The 24071-nt window shown below is 52.1% G+C and carries 18 protein-coding genes; 3 read left to right on the top strand and 15 right to left on the bottom strand.

Annotated elements, in window-relative coordinates:
- Positions 1-65: 65 nt before the first annotated feature.
- The 13 genes from tssC to ACJJI7_RS08100 all read right to left on the bottom strand — a co-directional run bounded on the left by tssC (position 66) and on the right by ACJJI7_RS08100 (position 16702).
- On the bottom strand, positions 66-1553 hold the full coding sequence (tssC, locus tag ACJJI7_RS08160) for a type VI secretion system contractile sheath large subunit (protein ID WP_020413600.1): 1488 nt from the start codon (positions 1551-1553) through the stop codon (positions 66-68).
- The gene (gene tssB, locus ACJJI7_RS08155; RefSeq protein ID WP_020413601.1) at positions 1550-2071 is read right to left on the bottom strand and encodes a type VI secretion system contractile sheath small subunit; all 522 of its coding nucleotides are present in this window, start codon (positions 2069-2071) and stop codon (positions 1550-1552) included. The genes tssC and tssB overlap by 4 nt, the downstream gene beginning before the upstream one ends.
- 45 nt (positions 2072-2116) lie before the next feature.
- Complete coding sequence (gene tssA / locus ACJJI7_RS08150; protein WP_282951865.1) at positions 2117-3421, bottom strand: type VI secretion system protein TssA; 1305 nt, start codon at positions 3419-3421, stop codon at positions 2117-2119.
- Between the two features lie 187 nt (positions 3422-3608).
- Complete coding sequence (locus tag ACJJI7_RS08145; RefSeq protein WP_282951866.1) at positions 3609-4391, bottom strand: hypothetical protein; 783 nt, start codon at positions 4389-4391, stop codon at positions 3609-3611.
- 167 nt (positions 4392-4558) lie between these two features.
- Positions 4559-5272 carry a SapC family protein gene (locus tag ACJJI7_RS08140; RefSeq protein ID WP_282953636.1) on the bottom strand — a complete coding sequence of 238 codons (714 nt, stop codon included), beginning with the start codon at positions 5270-5272 and terminating at the stop codon, positions 4559-4561.
- A 29-nt stretch (positions 5273-5301) separates the two neighbouring features.
- Entirely contained in the window at positions 5302-5979 is a 678-nt protein-coding gene (tagF, locus tag ACJJI7_RS08135; RefSeq protein ID WP_282951867.1) for a type VI secretion system-associated protein TagF, read from the bottom strand.
- A 16-nt stretch (positions 5980-5995) separates the two neighbouring features.
- Positions 5996-9535 carry a type VI secretion system membrane subunit TssM gene (gene tssM / locus ACJJI7_RS08130; RefSeq protein WP_282951868.1) on the bottom strand — a complete coding sequence of 1180 codons (3540 nt, stop codon included), beginning with the start codon at positions 9533-9535 and terminating at the stop codon, positions 5996-5998.
- Positions 9536-9589: 54 nt separating this feature from the next.
- Entirely contained in the window at positions 9590-10459 is an 870-nt protein-coding gene (gene icmH / locus ACJJI7_RS08125) for a type IVB secretion system protein IcmH/DotU (protein ID WP_282951869.1), read from the bottom strand.
- Position 10460: 1 nt separating this feature from the next.
- On the bottom strand, positions 10461-11798 hold the full coding sequence (gene tssK, locus ACJJI7_RS08120; protein WP_282951870.1) for a type VI secretion system baseplate subunit TssK: 1338 nt from the start codon (positions 11796-11798) through the stop codon (positions 10461-10463).
- Positions 11799-11872: 74 nt separating this feature from the next.
- Positions 11873-12490 (bottom strand): type VI secretion system lipoprotein TssJ, encoded by a 618-nt coding sequence (tssJ, locus tag ACJJI7_RS08115; RefSeq protein ID WP_245556697.1) that lies wholly within the window; start codon positions 12488-12490, stop codon positions 11873-11875.
- 28 nt (positions 12491-12518) lie between these two features.
- The gene (gene tagH, locus ACJJI7_RS08110; protein ID WP_444902340.1) at positions 12519-14267 is read right to left on the bottom strand and encodes a type VI secretion system-associated FHA domain protein TagH; all 1749 of its coding nucleotides are present in this window, start codon (positions 14265-14267) and stop codon (positions 12519-12521) included.
- A gap of 143 nt (positions 14268-14410) precedes the next feature.
- Positions 14411-15907, bottom strand: coding sequence for a type VI secretion system contractile sheath domain-containing protein (locus ACJJI7_RS08105; protein ID WP_444902341.1), 1497 nt, complete (start codon positions 15905-15907; stop codon positions 14411-14413).
- A 75-nt stretch (positions 15908-15982) separates the two neighbouring features.
- Positions 15983-16702 (bottom strand): transposase, encoded by a 720-nt coding sequence (locus ACJJI7_RS08100; RefSeq protein ID WP_020413612.1) that lies wholly within the window; start codon positions 16700-16702, stop codon positions 15983-15985.
- A gap of 191 nt (positions 16703-16893) precedes the next feature.
- Between ACJJI7_RS08100 and ACJJI7_RS08095 the strand changes: the two genes are divergently transcribed.
- The 3 genes from ACJJI7_RS08095 (at position 16894) to ACJJI7_RS08085 (ending at position 21977) form a co-directional block, all read left to right on the top strand.
- Complete coding sequence (locus ACJJI7_RS08095) at positions 16894-17757, top strand: Stp1/IreP family PP2C-type Ser/Thr phosphatase (protein ID WP_020413613.1); 864 nt, start codon at positions 16894-16896, stop codon at positions 17755-17757.
- Between the two features lie 23 nt (positions 17758-17780).
- Positions 17781-20861: a DUF6531 domain-containing protein gene (locus ACJJI7_RS08090; RefSeq protein ID WP_444902342.1), complete on the top strand. Its 3081-nt coding sequence runs from the start codon at positions 17781-17783 to the stop codon at positions 20859-20861.
- A 93-nt stretch (positions 20862-20954) separates the two neighbouring features.
- On the top strand, positions 20955-21977 hold the full coding sequence (locus ACJJI7_RS08085; protein WP_020413615.1) for a succinylglutamate desuccinylase/aspartoacylase family protein: 1023 nt from the start codon (positions 20955-20957) through the stop codon (positions 21975-21977).
- A gap of 4 nt (positions 21978-21981) precedes the next feature.
- Here ACJJI7_RS08085 and ACJJI7_RS08080 read toward each other — a convergent pair whose 3' ends face one another.
- Both ACJJI7_RS08080 and trhA read right to left on the bottom strand, forming a co-directional pair.
- A complete protein-coding gene (locus tag ACJJI7_RS08080; RefSeq protein WP_444902343.1) occupies positions 21982-23202 on the bottom strand; it encodes a lytic murein transglycosylase in 1221 nt (406 codons plus the stop codon).
- Between the two features lie 171 nt (positions 23203-23373).
- Positions 23374-24054, bottom strand: coding sequence for a PAQR family membrane homeostasis protein TrhA (gene trhA, locus ACJJI7_RS08075; protein WP_020413617.1), 681 nt, complete (start codon positions 24052-24054; stop codon positions 23374-23376).
- Positions 24055-24071 lie beyond the last annotated feature (17 nt).

Here is a 24071-nt window from a genome sequence, read left to right as displayed (position 1 = left end):
GAATCCTGGCCTTGAGCAAGGCCCTTTGAAGAGGTGGCCCGCCTCAAACAGGCGGGCCTGTGGCATTATCCAGCGGACGGGATATTCGCCACCATACGCATGGATGTAGTCAGCTCTTCCATCTGCAGCCAAGGCTTCAAATAAGCAACTGCACTGTAACAGCCAGGCTGTCCTGGAATTTCCTTCACTTCCACACGGGCCTCAGAGAGCGGGTACTTCGCCTTCATTTCCGGGCTCGCATCCGGATTTGAGTTGGTGTATTGGGAAATCCACTTGTTCAACCAGCGCTCACAGTCACTGGCTTCCATGAAAGAACCCACCTTGTCCCGAGCCATTACTTTCAGGTAATGGGCGATACGAGAAGTGGCCATCAGATAAGGTAAACGCGCGGAAATAGCTGCGTTTGCAGTTGCGTCCGGGTCATCATAAGTCTTGGCTTTCTGTGCGCTCTGGGAACCGAAAAATACGGAATAGTCAGTATTTTTATAATGGCACAGCGGCAGGAAGCCCTGAGCACTGAGTTCCGCTTCACGGCGGTCGGTAATACCGATTTCAGTAGGGCATTTCTGGTCAAGATCGCCGTCATCACTTTTAAACACGTGTGAGGGCAGACCTTCCACCTTACCACCACCCTCTGCACCGCGAATTGCAGTACACCAGGAGTTTTCAGCGAAAGCTTTGGTCATGGTGGTACCCATAACATAAGAAGCATTCATCCAGCAGTACTGGTCGTGCTCAGCCGGACGGGAAACACCGGACTCATCAACTTCAAACTCCTCAAAATCAAAAGCTTCGATGGGCTTGGTGTTGGCGCCATAAGGGGTACGAGCCAGGGTGCGCGGCATTACCAAAGTCACGAAACGGGAATCATCACTGTCGCGGAAGCTGCGCCACTTAATGTATTCAGCTGACTCAAAAATACCGCCGAGATCGCGGGGCTTGGACAGCTCAGTGTAATCATCAAAACCGAACATACCGGCGCCGGCAGCGGAAATAAACGGACAGAAGCCCGCTGCAGCAACATTCGACATCTTGCTCAGCAGCTCGATATCTTCTGGGTGGCTGGTAAATTCGAAATCACCAATCATGCAGCCATAAGGCTCACCACCAGCGGTGCCAAACTCTTCTTCATAGATTTTCTTAAAGGTCTGGCTCTGGTCAAACTCAACAGCTTTGTCCAGGTCACGGAACAGTTCACGCTTGCTCAGATTGAGCATGCGGATCTTCATTGTCGCCCCGGTTTCAGAGTTCATCACCAAGTGGTTGAGCCCACGCCAGGAGCCTTCCAGCTTTTGGAATTTTTCATCGTGCAGGATTGCGGACAGCTGCTTGGACATAGCCTGGTCAATCGCGCTAACCGCAGTTTTAATGGTCTGAGTCAGGTTGCGATCCCAGGTAACGGTACCTTTTAGGACCTGTTCAGTGAGGTTTGCAATCAGGTCTTGCGCTTCTTGAGGCTCAGTTTGCTTAGTTGCGGCAATCGCCTGGTCCAACAGGCTGGAAGATTGTTCCTCAGCTTCGCTTTCCGCTACATTTTCTACTTCTGTGCTCATTCTGAGTCCTCTCCTTTATCCTTGTTCAGGCCCAGCTGCTCGGAAATAGCGCCTACGTTTTCCGTGCTCTTCAGAATATCTTCCAGAACTTTCTCCAGCTCTTCTGAACGGTCAGCCTTGCTCAATAGGTCACGCAATTTACTGCGCGCCTCCAAAAGCTGCTTGAGCGGCTCAACCTGATCCACAATCTGCTCTGGGGAAAAGTCGTCCATTTGTCTGAAATCGAGATCCACGGCCATTTTACTGCCGTCACCTGACAGGGTGTTCTCCACCTGTAGGTTCAACTTCGGGTTTACCTTGGTCATTACATCGTTGAAATTGTCACGATCGATTTGAACGAATTTACGATCTTTCAACGCCTTGCGATTTTCAGTGTTATCACCTGAATAATCGCCCATAACGCCCGCCACGAAAGGAAGCTCCTTTTTGACTTCTGCGCCATTAGTTTCAACATCATAAGTAATATGTACACGCGGCTTGCGCACACGCTTTAGTTTATTGTGGATGCTTTCAGACATCTCAGGTCTCCTTTCCTAGATTTAGGGACTGCTGTTCTCAATTAACTACCAACCTGTGCTGGCTTCTTCTTGTGGTTGACCGCCCCAAGCATCATCGGAGGCAGGCGCTGGCTCAGAAGTGGCAGGCGCAGGCTCAGATGCAGCCGGTGCAGACGAAGGGGTGCTGCTCGATACTGGTGGCGCCACGTAGCGCTGAGTATCGGTGCCATCCAGGCGCACTCCTGTGAGCTGGGAATAGAGCGCTCGGGACTGCTCATCCGGCAGCAACTCTGTCATCAATTCTGAAACCGTCATACGCCCCCAGCCAATCAGTCGTTCCAGACCTGGTGCCAGCGGAGTATGGGGCTCGTAAGTCCTGAAATACTTGGCGGCCTGCTCTAACAGGCGAAGTGCATCCTCACGCGAGGACACAGGCCCTGTAGGTGCCGCGATAGCATTGGCCACCAATGTGGCCGCAACATTTGGGACAGCATCATCTGAGACAGCCTCAGCTGATGCTAACTCATCACCTTGGGTCGTTGTTGCTTCAGCCTGAGCCGCTATCGATTCCAACTGGGTTTTATAAATAAATCTGGCTGTGCGCAGCACTTCATCCAAAAGAGAGGAAATATTGGTCGAAGGAGGGGCATCATGGCCGCAACTCTTACGCAGCACATCATTAATATTTTTGTAGTGAGCAATGCTGGACTCTATTGTCTCAATCAGGTTCTGAGCCCACTCATTACTCGCACTGTTCACACACTGATTGACGTCCTCAAAACTATAACCCAAAGTTTCAATTCGTGCGGCTTTAGCATCGTCATCAGCAATGCGATCAGCATCTCGCGCCTGCTGGTGCTGGAAGAAGGAGAAATCTCCGTAGTCTCCTTCGGGAGTGACCGGTGCACTGCGGATCGGCATCATTAGAGTACCATCGCCGCCATCACCGTTGAGGCCTGTCAGGGGGGCAACTTTTGTCTCAATGCCATCCTCATCCGGCAACGGGAATAAGCCATCCCAAAATTCTTCTATAAGCTGGTCTATCAATTGGAAACCGTCGCGCAGCCCAGTAAAGCCATGCAGCCGGATAAGTGCCTCGGTATACCAACTGGCCACCTCCAGATCCTTACCTTTCTTGGTAAGAATCTTTTCGGCAGATTTAGCTACATCACGCCAGGGCGCCAGAAGATCAGCATCTGTTTCATCGAACATAGCCGAGCGCTCAGCAGCCCGGGCGCTATTGCGCGCATCCTTGATGGAGTAGTAATCCGAGGTTGGAGAGCGATCCTCTCGGATATCCTCTCCGACGGGGCTGTCCGAGGTGATTGGAGCAATGAGTTCTTCGATATTTATTGTATTTGGGAATGCCATGAAAATAAGTCCCTTCTACCGAAACAATTCCTTCAATAAGAATCTCGAGAAGAGTACACGTTGTAAAGATCTAATCAAGGCAAATGACACGATGAGCCAACATTACCCTAAAAAAAGTGCATGAAGCACAAAGTTGTGCAAATTATTTTTGTTAAATTTTTAGTATTTAGGATTTTTTCAGGAGTCATTACACGGTGATTACAGCTGAGCCCTTATTTTCTGCGGTACCTGAATCAGGATGTAATGACTGGAAAGTAGCCACTACCTGAATAAATTCTACTTTGCTCTGTGTAAAGCTTTGCAAATCGGTCCACAAAAACAAGGTATAAAAACTCTGCGAATTCTGAAAAAAAGCGACCAGATACTGCACGGAATCCTGGCCAATATTCGCACTCATCTCGTACAAAAGTCCTGTTTGCCATGAGTGTTCCACCGGATCGGGGCCACTCAACCGCTCTCCGCCAGCAACCTTCTCCAGGCACTGCTTCATCTGCGCTTCACCGTAATCGGCAAGCGTGAGTTCAGCAGGAAGCTCTGAACGGTTCTGCGCCAAAACAATCAGATAGCGATTGGCCTCTACATTTCCAGCCTGAATCACCGCACCAGGATTCAGGTTATCACATGAACTCCAGCTGCGCGGCGCACTCACAGAAATTCCGGGATCTGTACTGTGCAGTTTACCCAGTACTACTGGCAACTCCGATCCACCACTTTCACTGGATGCTTTAGTGCAGTGCAAAAGCTCAACGTCCAAGTACAATTGAGAGTGCCAACCGGAGTTCCACAATTTGTGCATAAATCGACAGGCTTCCGCCCTATCATCAGTTTTCTTTAATCGTGACCTGGAGCTGGCCATCAGGGCTTTTATTTGACTGAAACTAAATCCAAAATCACTATCCAGTGCCGCAATTGCCCGGCGCCTTTCATAAAGCTTCCTTATTTCCCCTGTAAATACCACCACGTAAGACATACCCTAACCCTAGCTTCCTGCAGCGATTGATAGGTAGGCAACCTCTGGACACACTCCGCATGTCCTGCCAACAAGCGATACCCCCCATAGGGGAGACCATCGATCAATTATTTTCTCAACTCAATCACTCTATTATTAATTGAGTTCCATACTTATGACCCGATAAATCAATGTAGTGAACGAGCGTGATATTTTTTAAACAAGCCACTCAAATTCACTGACTGCTTCAAACTGAAAATATGAGCATAGATATATGCTAAATAACCACGCTTTCGCAAAGTTAAAAAATCCCGCTCATCCAGCTCATTCAGGCGCTTCTCTGATACACAAAACACCCCGGTGAGGTGGTGTTTTGTATTACCCGGCAGGTCAACTAATACAACCTGCTCCTGCAACAGATCCAACTCAGTGAGACAGCGGATAAACTCTTTACCCTGCAACTTCTGCTGATGAATTTTGTACAACAGATTCCTGGCCCCAGCTAAATGCTGAGTTGGCTCGCCGTTTTCCTCAAAAAGTTTGTGGGCTGTCTCACCAGCTTCCGCCGACAATGCCGATGAATCAATACAAATCACCGCACTTTTGGAGTCCACATCCTGATAATGTAAGTAGAAGGGATGGGCTCTCAATACTGCCGGTATATAAGTGCCCTGCCACTTCCCCTCCTGCCAAAACAGATTCTTGCCAGGCTTGATTCCCAACATGGCACAGCTTTCCAGCGCCTGGCCGTCATCGGACTTGGCAAACACAACTGGACAGTCCTGCGCTACCGTATGGAATTCACCAGGGTAAACCGGACAGATATGTCGCTTATCACTATGAGAAATATCCCCCACCAGAACGCTGTGCCTGTGGTGTTTGTTCTTGTCCAATATAATCATTTGTGCCACGCGATATTTCCCTCCACTTCTTACATCGCCACTTGCGGCTGCCTTGCACCCAGCATGGAACAGTAGAACTCAGGACTCGGCAGTGACGGACATAACAGACTGGTCGGAGCCAGATGTTGTGACCCTTCACACCACCACAAGCTGTAGCTGGCAAAGCTCTTTTTACACAACTGTCCTAGCAGCCCCGCATAACTGCTCTCAATACCCGATGCATCACCACTGGATACATAAAAGTCTGATTGAGGTCCGGGCAAAATCGTCGTATATAACCCCGTAGGAACTGGTGCAAAAGCCACAGATAGCTGATCGACATGCAGCATATTTTGCAGAGCGCCGATCGCCAGTTCAGAGAGTCCCTGAAACCAGTCTTTTTCATGCGCCATGAAGGTAAATGCATCGGTAGCTGCGGGCAACGGTGCCGTGATCGTTAGCGGAAAATAACGGCCAACGCTATCCACACTGGGAACCAGGATCCCCGCCCAGGCGCTTTCATCAATCACTCCCTTAGCATGCACAAAGCGCCAGACCGGGCTGGTTAAATAATAATCCAGCCACTCATTGCCCATAATCTCTCGGGAGCCATGTACAACGCGCTGTAGCCATTCATCCCACACACTGACAAAGCTGGCGGGTAACTGGCGTTGGATAAAATCCCCATGTCCCGGCAGCTTGCCAAAAATACCTATAGAGTTTTGCAAATTACTCTCTCTCTGCTCACAGGGTCTCTGGACACCTGTACCCACGCAGCAGGCTGCGATCAAACGGATTGTTTACATTGGAGGCGATCAGCCTGAACTGTGCCTTACGCCCTTCTTCTGAGAAGGTCACTAATCGCTCAGCATTACTGCGGCCAGATTCCACATCAGAACTGGCGAGAAGACGGTACCATGCCCAGTCCCCTTCAAAATGTTTGCGGTGCACAGTTTCATTCAGGTCTTCAAAAATAATCCGCGCCCTGTTGCTCTCACCACCGCGCCAAGTGAGTTTCTTACTGGTCTTGGGCCCATGGGAATAAGGAACCCGTTGGTCTCCCAGCTCCAGCTCAAACAGTCTCACACTGGAATCCAACTTGGTCGGCTCAATGCGAAACGAATAGGATGCGTTTGCTCCTGCAGCGAAGAAGGTCTTGCGGATTTTTTCCGCACGTCGCAACTGTGACAGAGTCTCCTGGGAAAGACTCATGCCTTGTCCCTCCACATATTTCACTTTCCAGTTTCTAGTATCGACAAATGGCTTCAGGTATTCGTCGACAAACTTCTGCTGAATGCCACCCGGTTTGAAGTATTGATTAAATTCCATCACCGGTACTTCCTGGTCGCGGTCACTGCGCAGTGGGTAGCGGTTGGCCAGGGTATTGGCATAACTGAAATAGACCTGCTCCCGCCACACCCGGTTGAGATGGCCTTTTGCCTTGCTCATCACCAGTGCCCAGGTGCCGTCAGCAATATCTGTTAGCCACCTATCAAAGGGAGCTGGCGCATTGGCCGCTTTAACCCTCAGCTGCTTGATAGCGTCACCGCCCCCTGCAAAACGACTCTTGGCGCTAGCAAAAGCGGCCTCATTGGAATCGGGTGCACTATCAATCTCAGTCAGGTACTCCTGAATCTTGTTGATGGTGACAAGGTACTCCTGAATCCTCGCCGGCCTGCCCTTTTCACTTTGGGTAATGCGCTGCACCTCTTCAAAACGCACATCGACAATATTGGGCTTGTAGTGGTCTTTAAGGGCACCTGCAGCACTATCCAGCGCAGCGCCCCCGAGCCTGCGAGTAGTGCTGGATACCGGCAGCGGCACGCCTTTAGCATCTACGGGCAGTTCAGGGCGAGGGGTCAGACGAGTGTTATCCGCTGTGATTTCTGTCACGGCCAGTAGTGGTGAATAGATGGGATCAGATAATGTCGAGAGAACCTCCAGAGCCTGGGAGGTACTGTTAAATCTCCGGATACTGAAACCGCCGAGGAAAGACTGCCACTGTTGCAGATATTCACTCAAATAAATACGCTTCACATCCTCGCCAAGTTTCGCGCGATCTGCCTCGGTAAAGTCCTCACCAGTGAGATCGCCACCATAAATCCAGCGCTCCTCAGCCATGTTTGTCATCAGCTGGGAATCGGCCCCGAAGTCCATTTCCTTGTATCCGGCTTTGGTATACAAGAAGGGGATACTGAATCGTGGATCGTTAGCTGCTACACCAAAAACCTGCTGGGTATCACCTCCAATCTCCTGATAAAGATCTACCGAGGTCTGACCCAGATCGCTATTTTGTAGCTGGGCGAAAAGACGCTGCGGTACCGGGATACGTCGCAGCTGCTGGCGCGCACGCGCCACTACGCGATCATTCTGCTGGACACTTGCGGGGATCGCTTGGGCTAACAACTGGTCGAGGTGATAGCGCAAATTCTCCTGCTCACCGGCCTCCCCCGGCAACTGTCGCTCCCAGCGTGAATTGTAGTAACCCTCAACACTGGCAATATCGAGCTTGTCCGGGTTAAAGAACATCAAGTAAGTTTTCAGCGTACTGACCAGAGCCGGGTCATCACTGCCCAAGCGGCTGAGGTTACTCTCAATATCGCGCAACAATGCCGGCAGGAAAACAGTTTCCAATTTATGACGGTAGAGCTGGTCTACCGCCTGGTCGATGCGTTTGTCATACAAACCCAGGTTAGATATCCAGGGGTGCTCCTCGCGATCGTACACTGAGGTTGCCCGGCGCAGGGGTTCAAGCATTTTCAAGGTATTTGCTGGCGTGGGCCGTTTACCCTTGAGCTCATCCTCAGCCTGTTGATAGGCAGCCAGGCTGTCATTAACCTCCCCCATAGACAGCTTATTTGACGCAAGACTGCCACTCCAAAGGAAAATCGAGCCCACGAATACCGCCGCCAGCGTGGCATACACCGCTCTGCGCAGCCACTGATTGGCTGTTTCTACCCTGCGGTTAACGCCAACCAGCTCCGCCTCTGGAAAAATAACATCCTTGAGTAAGCGGTGTAGGAAAAAGCTCTTCCCCGCCCCTTGGAATTTGTGCGCAACACTGCGCTCAAGACCAAAGTCTGCGGTGACCGAAGCCATCATTCTGTCTACCGGGCTACCCTCTTGGGTACCACTGGTAAAGTAAATGCCCCTTACCATTGGCACAGTTTCGTAGCGGTTTGGCTCGAAGGATTGCTTGATAAAGTCGGCCAGAATATCTGCGAGATTTTCCATTCGAGCAGGGAAACCCTGCAATAAAGCGCGCTTCTCTACATTGCGCTCCTGGTGCACTCGCCACAAAACGCGCTGATTCAGGCGCTCTATCAATTGGTTGAATTCCGCCTTGAAGTTATCCAAAGGCGCACCGATCGTAGCATTGGTTTCGCGTGGGAAACTCACGCCCCAAACCTGCTCACGCTCAGCTTGGGACAGGTTATCAAAGAACTCACTAAAGCCCGCCACCAGGTCACACTTGGTGAAGGTGAGATAGATAGGAAAGCGAATGCCCAATTCCTGCTGCAGTTCATTTACGCGTTGGCGAATTGTTTTTGCCTGATGCTGGCGCTGCTCCTCAGTTTGCACCATCAAATCCTGCAAACTGATAGCAACCATGGCGCCGTTGATCGGGCGGCGGCGACGATAGCGCTTCAATAACCCCAGGAAAGCCTTCCAAGCACTGTTGTCATATACCCTATGACTATCTTGAGTGGTATAGCGGCCTGCGGTATCTATCAGCACCGCATCATTGGTAAACCACCAATCGCAGTTGCGCGTACCGCCAACCCCACCCAAAGCCTCTTTCCCGTGACTTTGCGCAAGGGGGAACTCCAAGCCGGAATTCACCAGAGCCGTGGTTTTACCACATCCAGGCGGACCAATAATGATGTACCAGGGCAACTGATATAGAGATATCTTACCTTTGTCTGACTTGAAGCGGGCGTTGCGCAACACTTCCATAGCTTCACGGAAACGCCCCGACAGTGCATCCAGTTCCTCGCGGGAGTGCTCCTCATCCGGATCCTGTGCTGCCTCCTGAGACTCTTCAATGCCCTTAATTAATGCCTGATTCTGGCGGCGCTCCACCAACCACTGGCTCAAGTTCCACACCAGCCAGAGGGCGAAAATAAATACGATTATTGTGATACGAATAGTTGGCGAAAGAGTGGCGTTTTCACTGCCAAATTTGATGTAATCCGCCCCAAACCAAATGAGCACAGAGAGTGCTGACAGTCCGATCAGTCCTAGCACCCATTTATTGGTAAAAAAGTCGCGCAAGCGTTTCATGAATAGCTCCATCTCCCCGGGGCTTTGCCGCGCCGGATCGGTTCAGTCCGAGTGTTACCCTTCTTCCCCTTGCGGGGCTTCGCTGTCACTGCCTGTGAGATCTACAACGCGATCAGCCACTGGCGTCGTCGTTTCGTATAGCCACCAGCGATAGCCGCTATAAGTGGCGACCAACAGGCCCAAGGCAACACTCATAACGACCCATAAGGGCACGTAGTGAATCAGGCCTGATTTGCGCTCGACACAGCCCTGCCAGCGGGGGGACAGGTCCCGGTCCATAGCCGGCTTGTGTTGCTCAATCGTTCGGTACAGTTCATCGCGTATCTGTTCGATCTGTTCGTGGCCGCGCTGCACCAATCGGTACTTGCCCTGGAAGCCGAGGCTTAGGCACAAGTAGAAAAGCTCCAGCAGTTCCAGATGGGAGGCCGGCGTTTCGAGCATGCGCTGCAAAATAGCAAAGCATTTTTCTCCACCAAAAGTCTCTTTATGGAACAGACTTAACAACGAGTGCTGGCTCCAGCCACTGGCGGTTCCCCAGGGAGTAGTAAGCACCACTTCATCTACTACGGTACACAGCAGGTAGCGCGCAGTGAGAACCGACTCCGGAGCCAGAGCCAACTGTTTGGCCTCTCGTTCAAACGCCTGGATTTCCTTGGTCAAGCGCTTGTGTAAATCCGGCACATTGGAATGATTCATGGTTGTGCGCAGCTTGATGATCACACCGAGCAATTTGGAGGCGGCAGAAACCAGCGGGTTTAAGCTGTTGCGGATCTGCATATCCACACTGCCACCAGGGCTGGCAAAAAATGGCTGCTGGGACGGCGCTGCCGGCTGCGCCGGGGCTGCCGCACCCGGAGTTGGAATCATTACGGTTCTGTCACCCGCATTGGGTGTCGGCGGTGGAGTAAAGCTTTCATTGCTCATATCAGTTATTCCTTATCGCCCAGAGCTCCATGGTCAGCCCGGGGAACTCCGCTCCGAGATGCACGGCAAAACCGCCAGACCGTAACATCGCCTGCCACAGCTCACCGCTGCGCTCCAACTCAAAATAAGTAAACCCGGCATGATAGGGAATTTGCCGTGGCGCCACAGGCAGTGGGCGCAATTTCAAGCCGGGTAACTGCGCAGAAATCAATTCGCGAATAGCTTCTACCGGTGCCACTTTGGACTGGGTGGGGAAACGGCTGCGCAGCAGGTCACCAGGCATATCCGCTTTCGCGGCCATCACAAAGCTGGCGCCCTTTAGTAGTGAGGGATCGGTAACTGGCGCGACATAAATACCAAATTTTCTCTGCACCAGCTCCATGGGAATGGCTGTCTGCTCCAGCACGGTAGAGAGCGACTGGCGAAGAGCCGAAAACAGCCCGGCAAAGCTAAGTTGCAGGTTTTCATGCGCATAACTGGGAATATCCGGCGGGCGTTTGGTCGATGAAGTGAAAGTCGATAGCTCACCAGCCAGCTGGAGAAGTTCCACAAACAGACAGTGCGGATGCAAGCGCGGCTGGGCAGTAATCTGTTTCAGTAGTGGCTCGAAACGGTTAATCACTTGCAGTAAAAGGTAATCGGCGATCTCCGCAGAGCCGCTTCTGCCACTATCACTGAGGCGGTGCCCGAGAGCCGAACCACGATGGTCGAGTAGCCCCTTAACCTCCTCGATATAGGCTTTAATTACCGCCGAGGTTTCTGTATTTAAAAGCGGTGGAATATAGTCCGCATCCAATTCCACCGGCTTCTCTGGCTGGCGCTCACGTATACGCGCAATACCGATCGCGGCATAGCCGCTCAGGTCATCACTTTCCAGCTTGAGACACACACGCAACTTACCCACCTGGATGCGGGCAGACTCACCAGAAGCAGCGGCGCTGTTACGCGCGTCGAAATTGGCCGTTTGATAGCGCGCCTGGGGAAAATCTTCCTGATCCCGTATGGATTCCTGGCTACCCGGCCGTTTCATCGGCACACAGAGGTAAACCACTTCATCGCGCGTATTGATCGGTACATCCAAAACGTCAGGCAGGTGCTCGTTTTCCGGTGCCAATATCGGGGTACCATCAGGAAAGATAGCGCGTACGCGGGACACGGAAATTTTACCCATAGACAGCGGCTCACTGTCGATGCCCAGCTCAATCACACCCCAGGTATAGGGCCCCAGCGAGGCCGTGCGCGCCTCAACCAACTGTTCAAGATAGCGATCCTGCTGTTGAAAATGCTGAGGGCGTAAAAACATACCCTCGCTCCAGATCACCTTGTTGTTTGCCGACATAAGTCTTCCTTGCAGGGCCCATCTCGCTTCAGGAGGGGCTCAATAAAAGGGGCTGATCAGAAAGGTTTACCGATCTATTTAGATTTTTCCATTTCCTGCAGGCGTTTTTGCATCGCCTCATAATCTTCGCTGGAAATAGTCACAGTATCGCTCTGGCGCTTTCCGGAATCCTGACGAGACAAAGGAGAAACAATTCCGCGACGGCGCTTATTAATATCATCTGGCGTACCGATACGGGTATCGGCCAGGGCTACGCGGTACTCATTTTTCTTGTGATCCGTAATCGGCAAGACCAGCAGAGCGTCGGCCTTTTGATACTGCACAAATTCAGCAAGAAGGCCGATATATTTTACATCTGGAGTCAGCTGCAATTCTTCTATACGCTGCTCTCCGGGTGCAAACTCTTTCAGGATTACGGTATCCAACAAATCCTTGCCCAGCCGCGACTGTGCATTTTCATATAGGTTCAGAAAATCCTCGCGGGCAAACTGACGGTCATCCGCCAGCATAAATACCCGCACCACAACTGGCGAAGCCCGCCCATCATCATCGGGATTGACGTCCTCGCGGATATTTACCGACAACTCCACACTGGTCTCCAGATTCAGGGTACGCCTGGTGGTCTGGCAAGCCGTCAGGGTAATCACTAATATTCCCAGCAAAGTAAAATGCAATAATTTTCTTATCGACACGACCAACTCCCTCTTTTCGATCAATTAATTAATTTTTCAATTGTCTGGCATTTTTCAGCTCAGACAGTTGATTTTCATAAGTCACTGCAAATTCATCGCCAAATAACTTGCGATAACAGGCATCGGGATCGCCAACCAGGTCGCGATACATCGCACTGAAACCTTCCCACTTTTTTGCATTTTTATTGCCAAACATCCCCGAGGTGTTTCCCAGGCGACGCTCGATATTGTCAGGGCTGAAATATTTCAGCATCGCACTGTAACCTGCACGCATTCCGGCGAGCACTGCCACCTGATGATCCGACAAATCATCGAAGCTATCGCGCACAGCCTCTTTAGGTTGCATAAAGGCCCCATTGCCGGCAAACATCGCTTCGAGGGCATCGCGCTCTGTAGCACTGAATTTAAGCGGGTTATTGGCCTCGGTCTGTATCATGGTGCGCTGTACACGCAACTCATTTTTAATGCTGGTACGCGCACGCAGCAGGTCAATCAGGCGCGCAACGGTCTCGCGTACAATCTCCGCCGCCTGCTGATCGGCCAACTGATGTTGGGCTGGGTTTATATTCAGGCCCAGGGTCGAGGCCAACACACCAGCACTAGGGACGGATGGTGGTGCCACCGCTTGTGGTTGTGGTTCGGGCTGCGGTTCGGGCACCTGTGGTTGAGCTTGCGGCTGCTGTAGCTGGGAAAAACTCTGCCCCTGCGCGGCAAAATTGGCCGGGCCGCTCGCCAGCCCCTGAGACGTATCAAAACCTGGAGCACCTTCAACCTGCTGCCCCTGTATCGCCGCAAAGGAATCGGCGAACGGGTTATCTTGTGGAGTTTGAGGAGCTACCTGCGGTTGGACCTGGGCCGGAGGCGCCTGGGGTTGAGGAGGCGTGACAGGTGTCTGCGGTTGAGCCATTGGCGCTTGCGGTTGCGCCAACTGAGGCTGCACAGGGGGAGCCTGGAACTGTTGTGGTGGTGTTACCTGCGGCTGTACGGGAGGCATTGGCTCCACAGGCTGTGGCTCTGGAGCGATATGTACTGCATGACGATCCGCTGGTACATGGTCCTGATCACTACCATCTTTCCACCATTCATCGTCCGACCACTGGCTCGAATCATTCTGGCCGGTGGATCCGGGCAGTGATCCCAGGCCGGGAGCCTCTGTGCCAGCAAAAGCCTGTGGCTTGTCAAAAGTAGAAAGTGGATCCAGGGGCCCAGAATCCGCACCGAGAAGGCTATCTCCTGAAGGCGCACTCTGGCTGCCTGAAGTAACATAACCCCACTCACCGGTCTGAGAGATATCACTATTGCTGCCAGCACCAGGTTCCAGCCAGTTATCCAACTGCTTAGCCTCTGCCTGGCTCTGCATCTTTGCCATGGCACTGGCATTAAAAGTTGTGCGATCCGAAGTATCGAGAAAATCTGCGCTGTCCAGCCCCTTGGGCAAGTCACTTTGCGCCTGCGGTTTTCGCAGCGTCACTTTGAGTCGATACTCTCCCACATTAACAATATCCCCCTCTTTAAGCGCTATTTTATTGCCCTTGCCCAAGGGGCTGTCACCATCATTGTGATAGGTGCCATTAGTACTGGTATCTATCAGGAAAAACTGATTCTCACTGAAAGAGATCTGTGCGTGCTTGGAAGAGACGACGCGATCGGGATCAGGTAACACCCAGTAGTTATCTGCAGAGCGACCTAAACTGCCCCCCTCTTTCGTGAACAGTTTTGTATGCTTGAGCATATTGGCCCCTGCGGGATCCGCCAATACCGAGAGAATTAGATCCATGTCTTCCTGACTCACGCTGTTAATAGACTTTGCAATAACACAGGCGGCTTCCGGAAGCCGCCAAGTCACGCAAAATGATCGGGAAAAATCTGCCAGTCATGTCAATTAATCCGGGCTGCCAAAGACAATCCAGTTCATTTCTTTTAGTCCCAGGGGCCTTTCAGGGCCCCACCGGCAAGGGAACTTAATCGGGGCAGAATAATCTGGTCCCGTCCCTGTACAGAGCGCATGGTACTGAGCCCCGCTTGCATAAATCTTGTTGCTCCGCGATCGGTAAGCAAAGCCTCGGCACAGGGCGTAATCCACTGTCCCTGGGGGAGTTTGCGCAAATGCAACGGCAGGCTTTCATAAGTGGCCGATGACGGCGCACGAAGTCTGCCACTTGCGGAGAACCCTTGGCATATAGCCAAAGCCAGCAGATAAACGCTGTTACCCCACAGGTAATACTGGTGCCCTTGCTCGGGAGTCAACTCCTCGAAATCAAAGTGCTCAGTAGTAGATGTTTCGCTGCCAAAAGGCAGACGCAACATAAACCGGGGGGCCGCCAACGCCACATACTCACTCCCGGAGTACTCCCGCACGGCTTGCCAGCTCTCTGCAAAACGTTCACTCAAGGGGTAATACCAATCATCGGGGTCAACGGACCCTGCCAGATTGGGACAGCCCGCCAATTTGGTATCACCACCTAACAACAAAGCACTGCCAGCCGCTTCAGCGATCGTTGAAAGGTCGATCAGCAGATGCAGGTCCCGCTCCTCATCAGTGATATAAAAATCACCTAGAACCAAATTGTATGGGCGACTACCTGATACGGTCTCCCTTTCGACCAGCAATTTGAAGACCTGTGAATTTTCCAGGTCACTCTCCGCACTGGCAAAGTCGGCAAGCAACTCCTCTTTACTAATGTCGATTAGGTACAGTTGTAAATTGGGATGTTCTTCTAAACGCCTGAGTAAAAACTGCAGGCTGAGCCAGCTTGCCTCCAGCTGGCGAAAATCACTGTGATGCATCAACTTGCGCATCACATCCGAAGTAGCTTCAGTAAGTGCATCAAGGTATTCACCCTGGCGAGGGTCGGCACTCTTCTGCACATAGGGCGCAACGATATCCTTTATCAACTGGTCCACTTCGAGGCTGTTGCCATTCTCTCTGGCATGGCGCTCGCGACCCGCTGCAAGAATTTCATCAAGAAAGGATTGATCAGCAGAGTAGGAGGTAGCCTCAGTAGAAGGCTCACGTAATTCGGGCTTCCACTGCTGAATTTCCTCTGCGGCCTGCTGGAATTGCACTGGGTCGCGCAGGCGCTGCTCCAGCTCAATAAATTTTTTGAATAGCGGCAGGCGGCTGTACAGGTAGTCCGGGTGCAAGTCATCAAAACAGGGAAGAAACAGTGGTTTCTCCATAACCGGCAGCTGTAGGCTCACCCCCAGGTCGGCGAATACGCCTTCAAAAGTGTCACGGTTTAACAAGTAAACACGGCGCTCGGCAATAGTATCCGGCTCACACTGGCGACGGCTGGCTCGCCCACTAAAATCGCCGATAATTGCGACCTTCAGATTATCAGTGCCCAAATCCATATTTCTTCCTTTTTTATTGTCGCCGGGAATTTCAAATCCCGTCGCTATGGTGGCTCTACTCACTTTTTAAGATTCCAATGGCGGCAAAAACTACGCAGCGATTAGCGCTACTTCCCTGTACCCATCATGCGTTTTTATTTATTCGGTTTCTATAGCTTCTTTTTCGATTTTTTTTGTCTTTCTGGGGCGGCCTCGCTTTAATGGCCGTACTCGCTGATTCGCAATTTGTTCAATTTTCTCTTTAAACGCATCGCCACCCAATACATGCCCTAATTTAATGGTTTCTGCAATGTAATCGAGCAGACGTCTATCAAAGCTGTAACGGAAAAGTTTTCTGTATGCCTGAGCACGCTCCTGAGCACTTTCTCCCAGGGCGGTGTATAAATGGTGATCCTTAATCAAATGGTCATGTTTATCGTTCACATGATGATTAAAACTCGACCATTGGTAGTTCCCAAGGGAGTCCGCCAATCCCAGATAGAGAGGGCGCAACTCGACATACCTGTAACAGGTCAGCAGGTAGGCATCGGAGTCAATCAGGCTTGATTTATAGCGCCCTCTCCAGAGGGTACCGGAGCGTTTGTAACGGTGATTTACAAACTGGACGTAGCGACGCCCCAGGGACTGCATCATTGAGGATATTCCATCGGGAATCCGTGGCGACGCAATAATCTGGATCATATTGGGTAACAAAACGTATGCGTGAACATCTACGCTGTACTGGTCAGCGGCATTACGCAAACTAATCAAATAATATTGATAATCTTCCTCATCAAAGAAACAAGGCAGGTTATTGTGACCAACCTGCACTATGTGCTGGGGAATATTTATCAGATTGAGCCTAGGCAAACGGGGCATTTTGCCAGCGAATCCTTATTAAACAGGCGCAGTGCCTTTTCTAGTGATGATTAAAGGTTTTATTATCGCAAACCAAGGAAAAAAATTTCAAACTTAGTCTGCGGCCAAGTTAACATAAGAACTGGTTATTCGGTTGTAATAATGTTACGCCGCATTTTATTGCTATTTAATAAAGGGGAGTTGCACCAGACATGGATCAGATAAGTCTGGCGGTCAACGGGCGCACTGACATCGGTCAAGTTCGCGAGGAAAATGAAGATAGCATCCGCTGGCATGCTAGCGCGGATAAACCCTTCGCCTACATGGTCGTAGCCGACGGTATGGGAGGCTATACGGGCGGTGCCACAGCAAGCAAAATCGCGGCTGAGACCATTCAATCCCACCTGGACAATCTGCTTGAACACACCTTTATTTCCTGCACACCTGAACAGCAACAACTGATTTTACGCGCGACCCTGATTGATGCCATCAACAATGCCAATAGTGCGCTTCTGAATACCAAAAATATGAACCCCCAATTTTCCAAAATGGGAACAACTATTGTTGTTGCAGTTATGTGGCGCGACTTCCTGATCGTTGCCCATATAGGGGATTCAAGGGCGTATTTATGGAACAACTACGGGTTACAGCGCCTTACACGAGATCACAGCGTGGTACAGGAAATGGTCGATAGCGGTCAAATGACCCCGGAACAGGCCAAGCAGTCCAATGTGCGCAATCATATTACCCGCGCCCTGGGTATCTCCAGCAGTGTGGAAGCAGAAATTAACAGTTGGAAACTAACTGAAAACGCGCTGCTGCTTGTATGTAGTGATGGCCTAACTGAATATCTGGACGACCATGCAATCGAGCGGGTCCTTGCCACTCATCGCCCCGCTCTGGAATGCGTATACCGCTTTATCGACGATGCCAACAGACTGGGGGGACGAGACAATATCAGTGCAGGCATCCTCGAATACTCCTCCCAATCTATGCCACAGATGCTCGCACAAGAGCAGAGTGTGACTCAAAGACCGCAGTCACCTGATGTGACTATCCGTAAATCACAACGCTAAACCTGTTTGCCGGAAGCTGAAGCATGACACCGGAACGTCTCACCCAGCTAGTACCCAACCTGTTCAAAACCCTTAGCCCTCCCCCTGTTACTTTCTCACAGGGGGACCCGGCCGCGGCTTGCCTTTGGCTGGCTGAAATTCAGAACTTACTTTCACCAACCGATACTACCGATCATATCCACCCGTTGTGGCCACAGGCTCCTGACGTATCAGTTAATACCTACACCCTCGCCTCAGCACCTGCGGGGCAATTACTTCCCGGTATCGGCGATGGCCCGACAAGCCTGATCAATATTCCCGGAGTCAATCCCCTCGACACCTGTGTCCCGCCAATGCAGCGCAGCCTGCGCATTGAGGGCTGGGTTAACGGGGCAAGTGGCGAGCTGGCTTTCGAAAGCATTGACTTAGCACTACCGGGCCCACTGCCCTTCCAATGGAAACGCTACTATCGCTCCTCAATTAGCGACGACTGTGGCATCGGCACCGGCTGGCGCCACTCCCTTAGCGAAAAACTGTCAGTACAGGGCAATACCGTCGAATTACACACTGCGGAGGGGCGTAGGGTCCACTTTCAACTGCCCGCGATTGGCCACGGTTGTTACAACCGTTTTGAGCGCCTGCTGCTGTTTCGCCAGAGCCTGCATAGCTATCGCCTCACGGCATTTAGCGAGCCTCACAAAATTTTTCGAGCCGACGGGGTCAACAGCGCCCTGCCTCTTACCGAAATCCGGGATCAGTTTGGCAATGCCCTGACCATCGACTACAGCGAGGGACTGCCCAGGAAAATTGTAAGCTCCTGGGGGCGAGTACTGGAATTCCACAGCCACGGTGGTCGCATTAGCAGGCTGCTCAACAGCCACGCCCCTGAAGAGCAACAAACTTTGTGTGCTTACGATTTTCACGGTGGGCTGCTCACTGGTGTTTCCCGGGGTCGCGAGAGGGAACACTACAGTTACCATGATCTCTCTCTGGTTGAGGCGCACAGCAGCCGAAATGGCAGTACCCAGTTTGAGTACGACCACCAGGGCCGCTGCCATAAGTTGAGAAGAGAGGAGACAGAGACCCTCCTCAGCTGGCAGCACACGCACAATACCTGCCTTGTAGAAACCATCGACAGGGAATCACAGCAGCTTCGCTTTGATCGCTTCGGCCAACTGATTCATGAAGTCCAGGGCCAGCGCCAGTGCAGTTGGCTCTATGACACCTACGGCAATCTCTGCCAACATATCGGAGCAGATGGGCTGAACACCTTCCTCCGCTACGATGAATTGGGACGAATCCGACGCAGCACTTGCGCAGGCACCAGCAATCGTTATCAATACGATGAGAACGGCTTCCCCGAAGGCATACTACTCAATGGGGACCAGCCATGGCTGTATCGCTTTAGTGATAAAGGCCGGCCGCTGACAATCGTCGACCCAGGAAAACAGGAGTGGAAATTCCTCTACAGCGATCGCGGGCAGTTGACGCAGATCGTCGACCCTGAGGGCGGCCGGGTGGACTTCACCTGGGATGGGCAGGGTCAGCTGCAAACCGTACGCTACGGGGATAAAGCTTGGGGGTTTGAGTACGATCACTGGCAGCGAATGAGTGCACTGGTTGTCAATGAGGACACTTGGTGCGAATGGCGCTATGGTCCGGAAGGTGAATTGCGTGAGTCCCGAATTGGCATGCACCAATATGGCCTGGATTACTCAGAGCGGGGACTACCCTACGCAATTCACGCCGGCAACAGCCAGAGCCTGCACTGCGAATACGATAGTGCCGGCAATATATGCCAGATCCAATTTGCCGATGGCAACAGCTGGGAACTGCACTGCAATGCCCACGGCCAGTTAACCCAGTTGGATACTGCTAAAGGGAGCTACCGCTGGCACTACGACCCCGTCGGCCAGTTAGTCTCATTTCACACACCGGATAAACGCCAATTGCGCTGGCACTACAATACTGATGGCAGCATCAGCGAATACTGCGACAACGACTGCCGCTGGTATTTTAATTACAATGAAAATGGCTCCATTGCCGGAATCCGAAACAACAACGGCCAGAGCAGTGAATTTCATTACGATGCGCACCAGCGCCTGATCCAGGCCAACAATTTACACTCTTCCGTGCGTTTTAAATACGACCAGCGCAACCGGGTGATCGCCGAGAACCACGACAGCAGCGACGTTCGCGATTTCAGCCTGAGATATCAGTACGACTCACGCGGATGGCTGAAAAGTGCCAGCTCCGATAATCTCGATCTAGCCTATACCCTGACACCTTGTGGTTCCCTGTACGGTATTGACGCCAATGGTGAGCCAATCCTCCGCACTGAAATAGACGGACAAAACCATATACATGTCCAGGGGGATATTCGCAGCACCTATAAATTTGACGCAGGCCGGCTAGCAGCCCTGGACAGTGGCCTCGCCTTAACCTGGCAATTTGATCGACAAGCGCCGCTGCAACTCACGACGCCTATTCGCCAGGCTGGATTCGCCCAGGCACATATCGAGCGAGATCAACGCGGCAATATCACCATTGAGCGGGAGATTCCCGGACGCAAGGACTACCAATACCAGTACGATGGCTGGGGTCTGATGAGTAACGCAGAGTGTGGTGAGTTCAAAACCTATTTCCGCTATGACCCGTTTGGGCGCCGTCTGAGTAAAACCTGTACGCATCGCAAGTCGACACGCCAACGCCGTGTGACTACCAGCTGGAGCGGTCTTGGCATCTGGGCGGAAGCACACCAGATTGATGGAAAATCACGCGGTATCGGACACTGGATACAACACCCCTTGAGCGGCTCACTTCTCTGCCACTGGAGTTCAGGTACCAGCGAGCACTATTTGACCGATCCGGAGGGCAAGCCCCTGGCCATCTTTGAGTCGCAGGGCTCGATACAATGGTCCCGCGGCAGCGAGGCCGGAGTTACTGCCAACCGCGGCTTTGGCCAGGAACCCAGCCCCTGGCGTGGTGCCAACCTCATTGCCGATATCGAAACCGGCCTCTGGTACCATACCTCAGGATATTGGAACCCGGCGCTGAATATTTGGTTGAATGGCACCCAGGTTTTTGCCCGCTCGACACCCGACTCTTCTCTGGCCAAACTTTAAGGTCAGTGGCCTGATACAACCTATCGGGAAGACTCCACAGGGCTTCCCCTTCCGCCCTCTACAATCAATTAAGTCCAATAGAGTGGCTGAGATATGCGAGATTCCCCGGACTTTGAAATCGGCGGTATTGAAGTGGCCAGGGGGGAGTCCCGTCGTATAAACCTGCCAGTGGTTAGCCTGTATACCAATACGGATATGGCAATCCCTGTCTATGTACAGCGCGGCAAGCGGACCGGCCCTACAATTTTTGTCTGTGCGGCGGTACACGGAGATGAACTTAATGGCATCGAGATAATCAGCCGCCTGATTCAGAGCCGCGGACTCAAGTCCCTGCGCGGCACTCTGATTGCTGTTCCCATGGTCAATGTCTACGGCGTGCTTCAACACACTCGCTACTTACCCGATCGGCGCGACCTGAACCGATCTTTCCCCGGCTCAGCCAAGGGCTCCCTGGCCGCTCGTATGGCCTATGTATTCCTGCGGGAGATAGTGGCCAAATGTGATTACGGCATCGACCTTCACACCGGCGCTGCGCACCGCAGCAACTTACCTCAGGTCCGCGCCAACCTGGACGATACCGACACTCGTGCCATGGCCAGAGCTTTTGGTGTACCGGTACTGCTCAACGCCTCCATCCGCGATGGTTCCCTGCGCCAGGCCGCCGCCGATCTTGGAGTAAGAATCCTGCTTTATGAAGCAGGCGAAGCGCTGCGTTTTGATGAATTGTGTATTCGCGCAGGGGTCAAGGGCGTAATCAACGTAATGCGGCACCTGGAAATGCTGCCAAAAGGCCGCAGTGGCAATTCGATAGAGCCGTTTATTGCCCGTAGCAGCGGTTGGCTGCGTGCTGGAGATAGTGGTATCGCAAAACATATCAAGGCTCTGGGGGATCACATATACGAGGGCGAATTACTAGCCACTATTACCGACCCTTACGGCAAGGAACTCGACCAGGTGCGATCTAACGGGGAGGGGATCATTATTGGCAAGCAGAACATTCCCCTGGTGCTCGAGGGCGAGGCGATGTATCACATCGCCTATTTCCGCAAGCCACAGGAAGTAGTTGAAAACCTCGAATTGCTTCAGGACAGCCTGCTGCCAGACGAAAATTTCTAGGGCGCTATTGCTGCTGTAATAACTCCAGTACTTCCTTACTGGGAAACCCTTTCACTTCGACACCAGCGCGTTTTTCAAACTCCCGAATAGCCTTGCGCGTGCCAGGGCCGGCCTTACCATCGACTTCACCTGTATAAAACCCCTTCTGTTTCAGCAACTTCTGTAACTCTTCCACCTGGCTGCCATCGAGTGGGGTAAAGGGTCGATTCCAGTCCTTTACCAGAGGTGGTGCGCCACCGATGCGATCCGCCAAAAGGCCAATAGCGGTCGCATAACGATCGGAGTTGTTGTAGCGCTTCAGTACAAAGAAGTTTTTGAAAACCAGAAAGGCGGGACCGTTACGTCCATCCGGCAGCTTCAGCTCTGCCACAGCTTTCTTATTTGGGAATGATTCACCATTGGCGCGTTTGACCCCGAGCTTTTCCCACTCTGCTACAGTCAACTTACCTCCCGGCATCTTGCGCGAGGGTATAGTGACCTCATAGCCCCAGGGCTTGCCCTTTTGCCACCCATTGCTCGACAGCAGGTTGGCCGCTGTAGCCAGTGCATCTGGCACCGAATTCCAGATATCACGTTTGCCATCGCCATCGATATCTACCGCATAGGCTTGATAACTGGTGGGGATAAACTGGGTGTGCCCCATGGCCCCGGCCCAGGACCCCAACAGGTGCTGCCCCTCGACATCCCCGGCCTGTAATATCTTCAGAGCCGCGAGTAACTGCTGGCGACCAAACTTCTTGCGCTGAGGGTCTGCGTAGGCAAGGGTAGCCAGGGACCGGATCACACTACGCATGACTTTGTCATTACCGAGGATGCCACCAAAACTCGACTCCACCGACCAGATCGCCAAAAGGATATCTGGGTCAACTCCAAAGCGCTTTTGGATCTTGTCGAGCCAGGGCTTCATCTTCTCTTTTTCCTGCTTACCCCGCTCTATAGCTCGTTTCTGTACCCTGTTGTCGAAATACTGCCATACCGGTGCCTTGAATTCGGGCTGGTAGCTGGCACGATCCAATACCCACTGGTCAGGAGAGGTTATGCCCTTAAATGCCTGATCATAAACCTGGGGGGAAATACCACTCTTTATCGCCGTCTGGCGAAAGTCCCGAACCCATTTCTCAAAGGCCGGGTCCGGCTTATCTGCTGAGTGAACACCTAGCGATATCAGCGCCAGGTATAGGGCGAGAAAATAGGAAAGCGTGGGGAACCTGGACAATCTGGGCATGAGAGTACCTTTGACACAACTTTTTGCTCGCTCAAGGTTAGGACGAGCCTCCCTTTTCCGAAAGGCGGATTTATCAAATGGTGTCATCCGCCCGACCAGTCATCAATGTTGACAGATAAACCTGCGGGAAAGTTCTGCTTGTGTCACAGCCCTGTTGTCAGGGCCACAAAACTATGGGATTACATAGAAAAGAACTGCAAAGAAGTGCAAGATCCCTCCTGCGAGTACAAACAAGTGCCAGATCGCATGATGGAAACGCAGACTGCGCCACAGGTAGAAAGCGATACCACCTGTATAACAGAGCCCACCCAAAACCAGCAGCCACAAACCACCAGTCTCAAGACTATTCGCCAGTGGCTTGATTGCAGCGATAACTACCCAGCCCATTAAGGCGCTTAAAGTGATAGACAGGGCGCGAATTTTTTTCAGCGGGGTGAACTGAATTATCAACCCGAGCAGTGCCAGTCCCCAGATAATCCCAAATAACCACCAACCCCATGGACCGCGGAGAGTCACCAGGGTGAACGGCGTATAAGTCCCCGCTATTAAAAGGAAAATTGAGGAGTGATCCAGGGTACGCAAGATCGCCTTGGCACCGATATGACTGACAGCATGGTACAGAGTCGAGGCAAGGAAGCAGAGAATCAGTGTAGAGGCGTAAACGCTGGAGCTGACGATATGCCAAGCATCACCGCGCAATGCGGCGAAACCTGTGAGAACACCCAGGCCGGCGATAGCCAGTAGGGCCCCGACACCGTGAGTAACGCTATTGGCAATCTCTTCTGCGAAGCTATAGCGGCTGGCAACGGAAACGGTCGAAGTCATAAATTGGCCCGGCTGAATTCTGGTCATAAGTACATCAACGGCAC

The sequence above is a fragment of the Microbulbifer variabilis genome, from assembly GCF_056232115.1.
The sequence above is the reverse complement of the archived record's forward strand: the minus strand, read 5'-3'. Positions and strand labels throughout refer to the sequence as shown.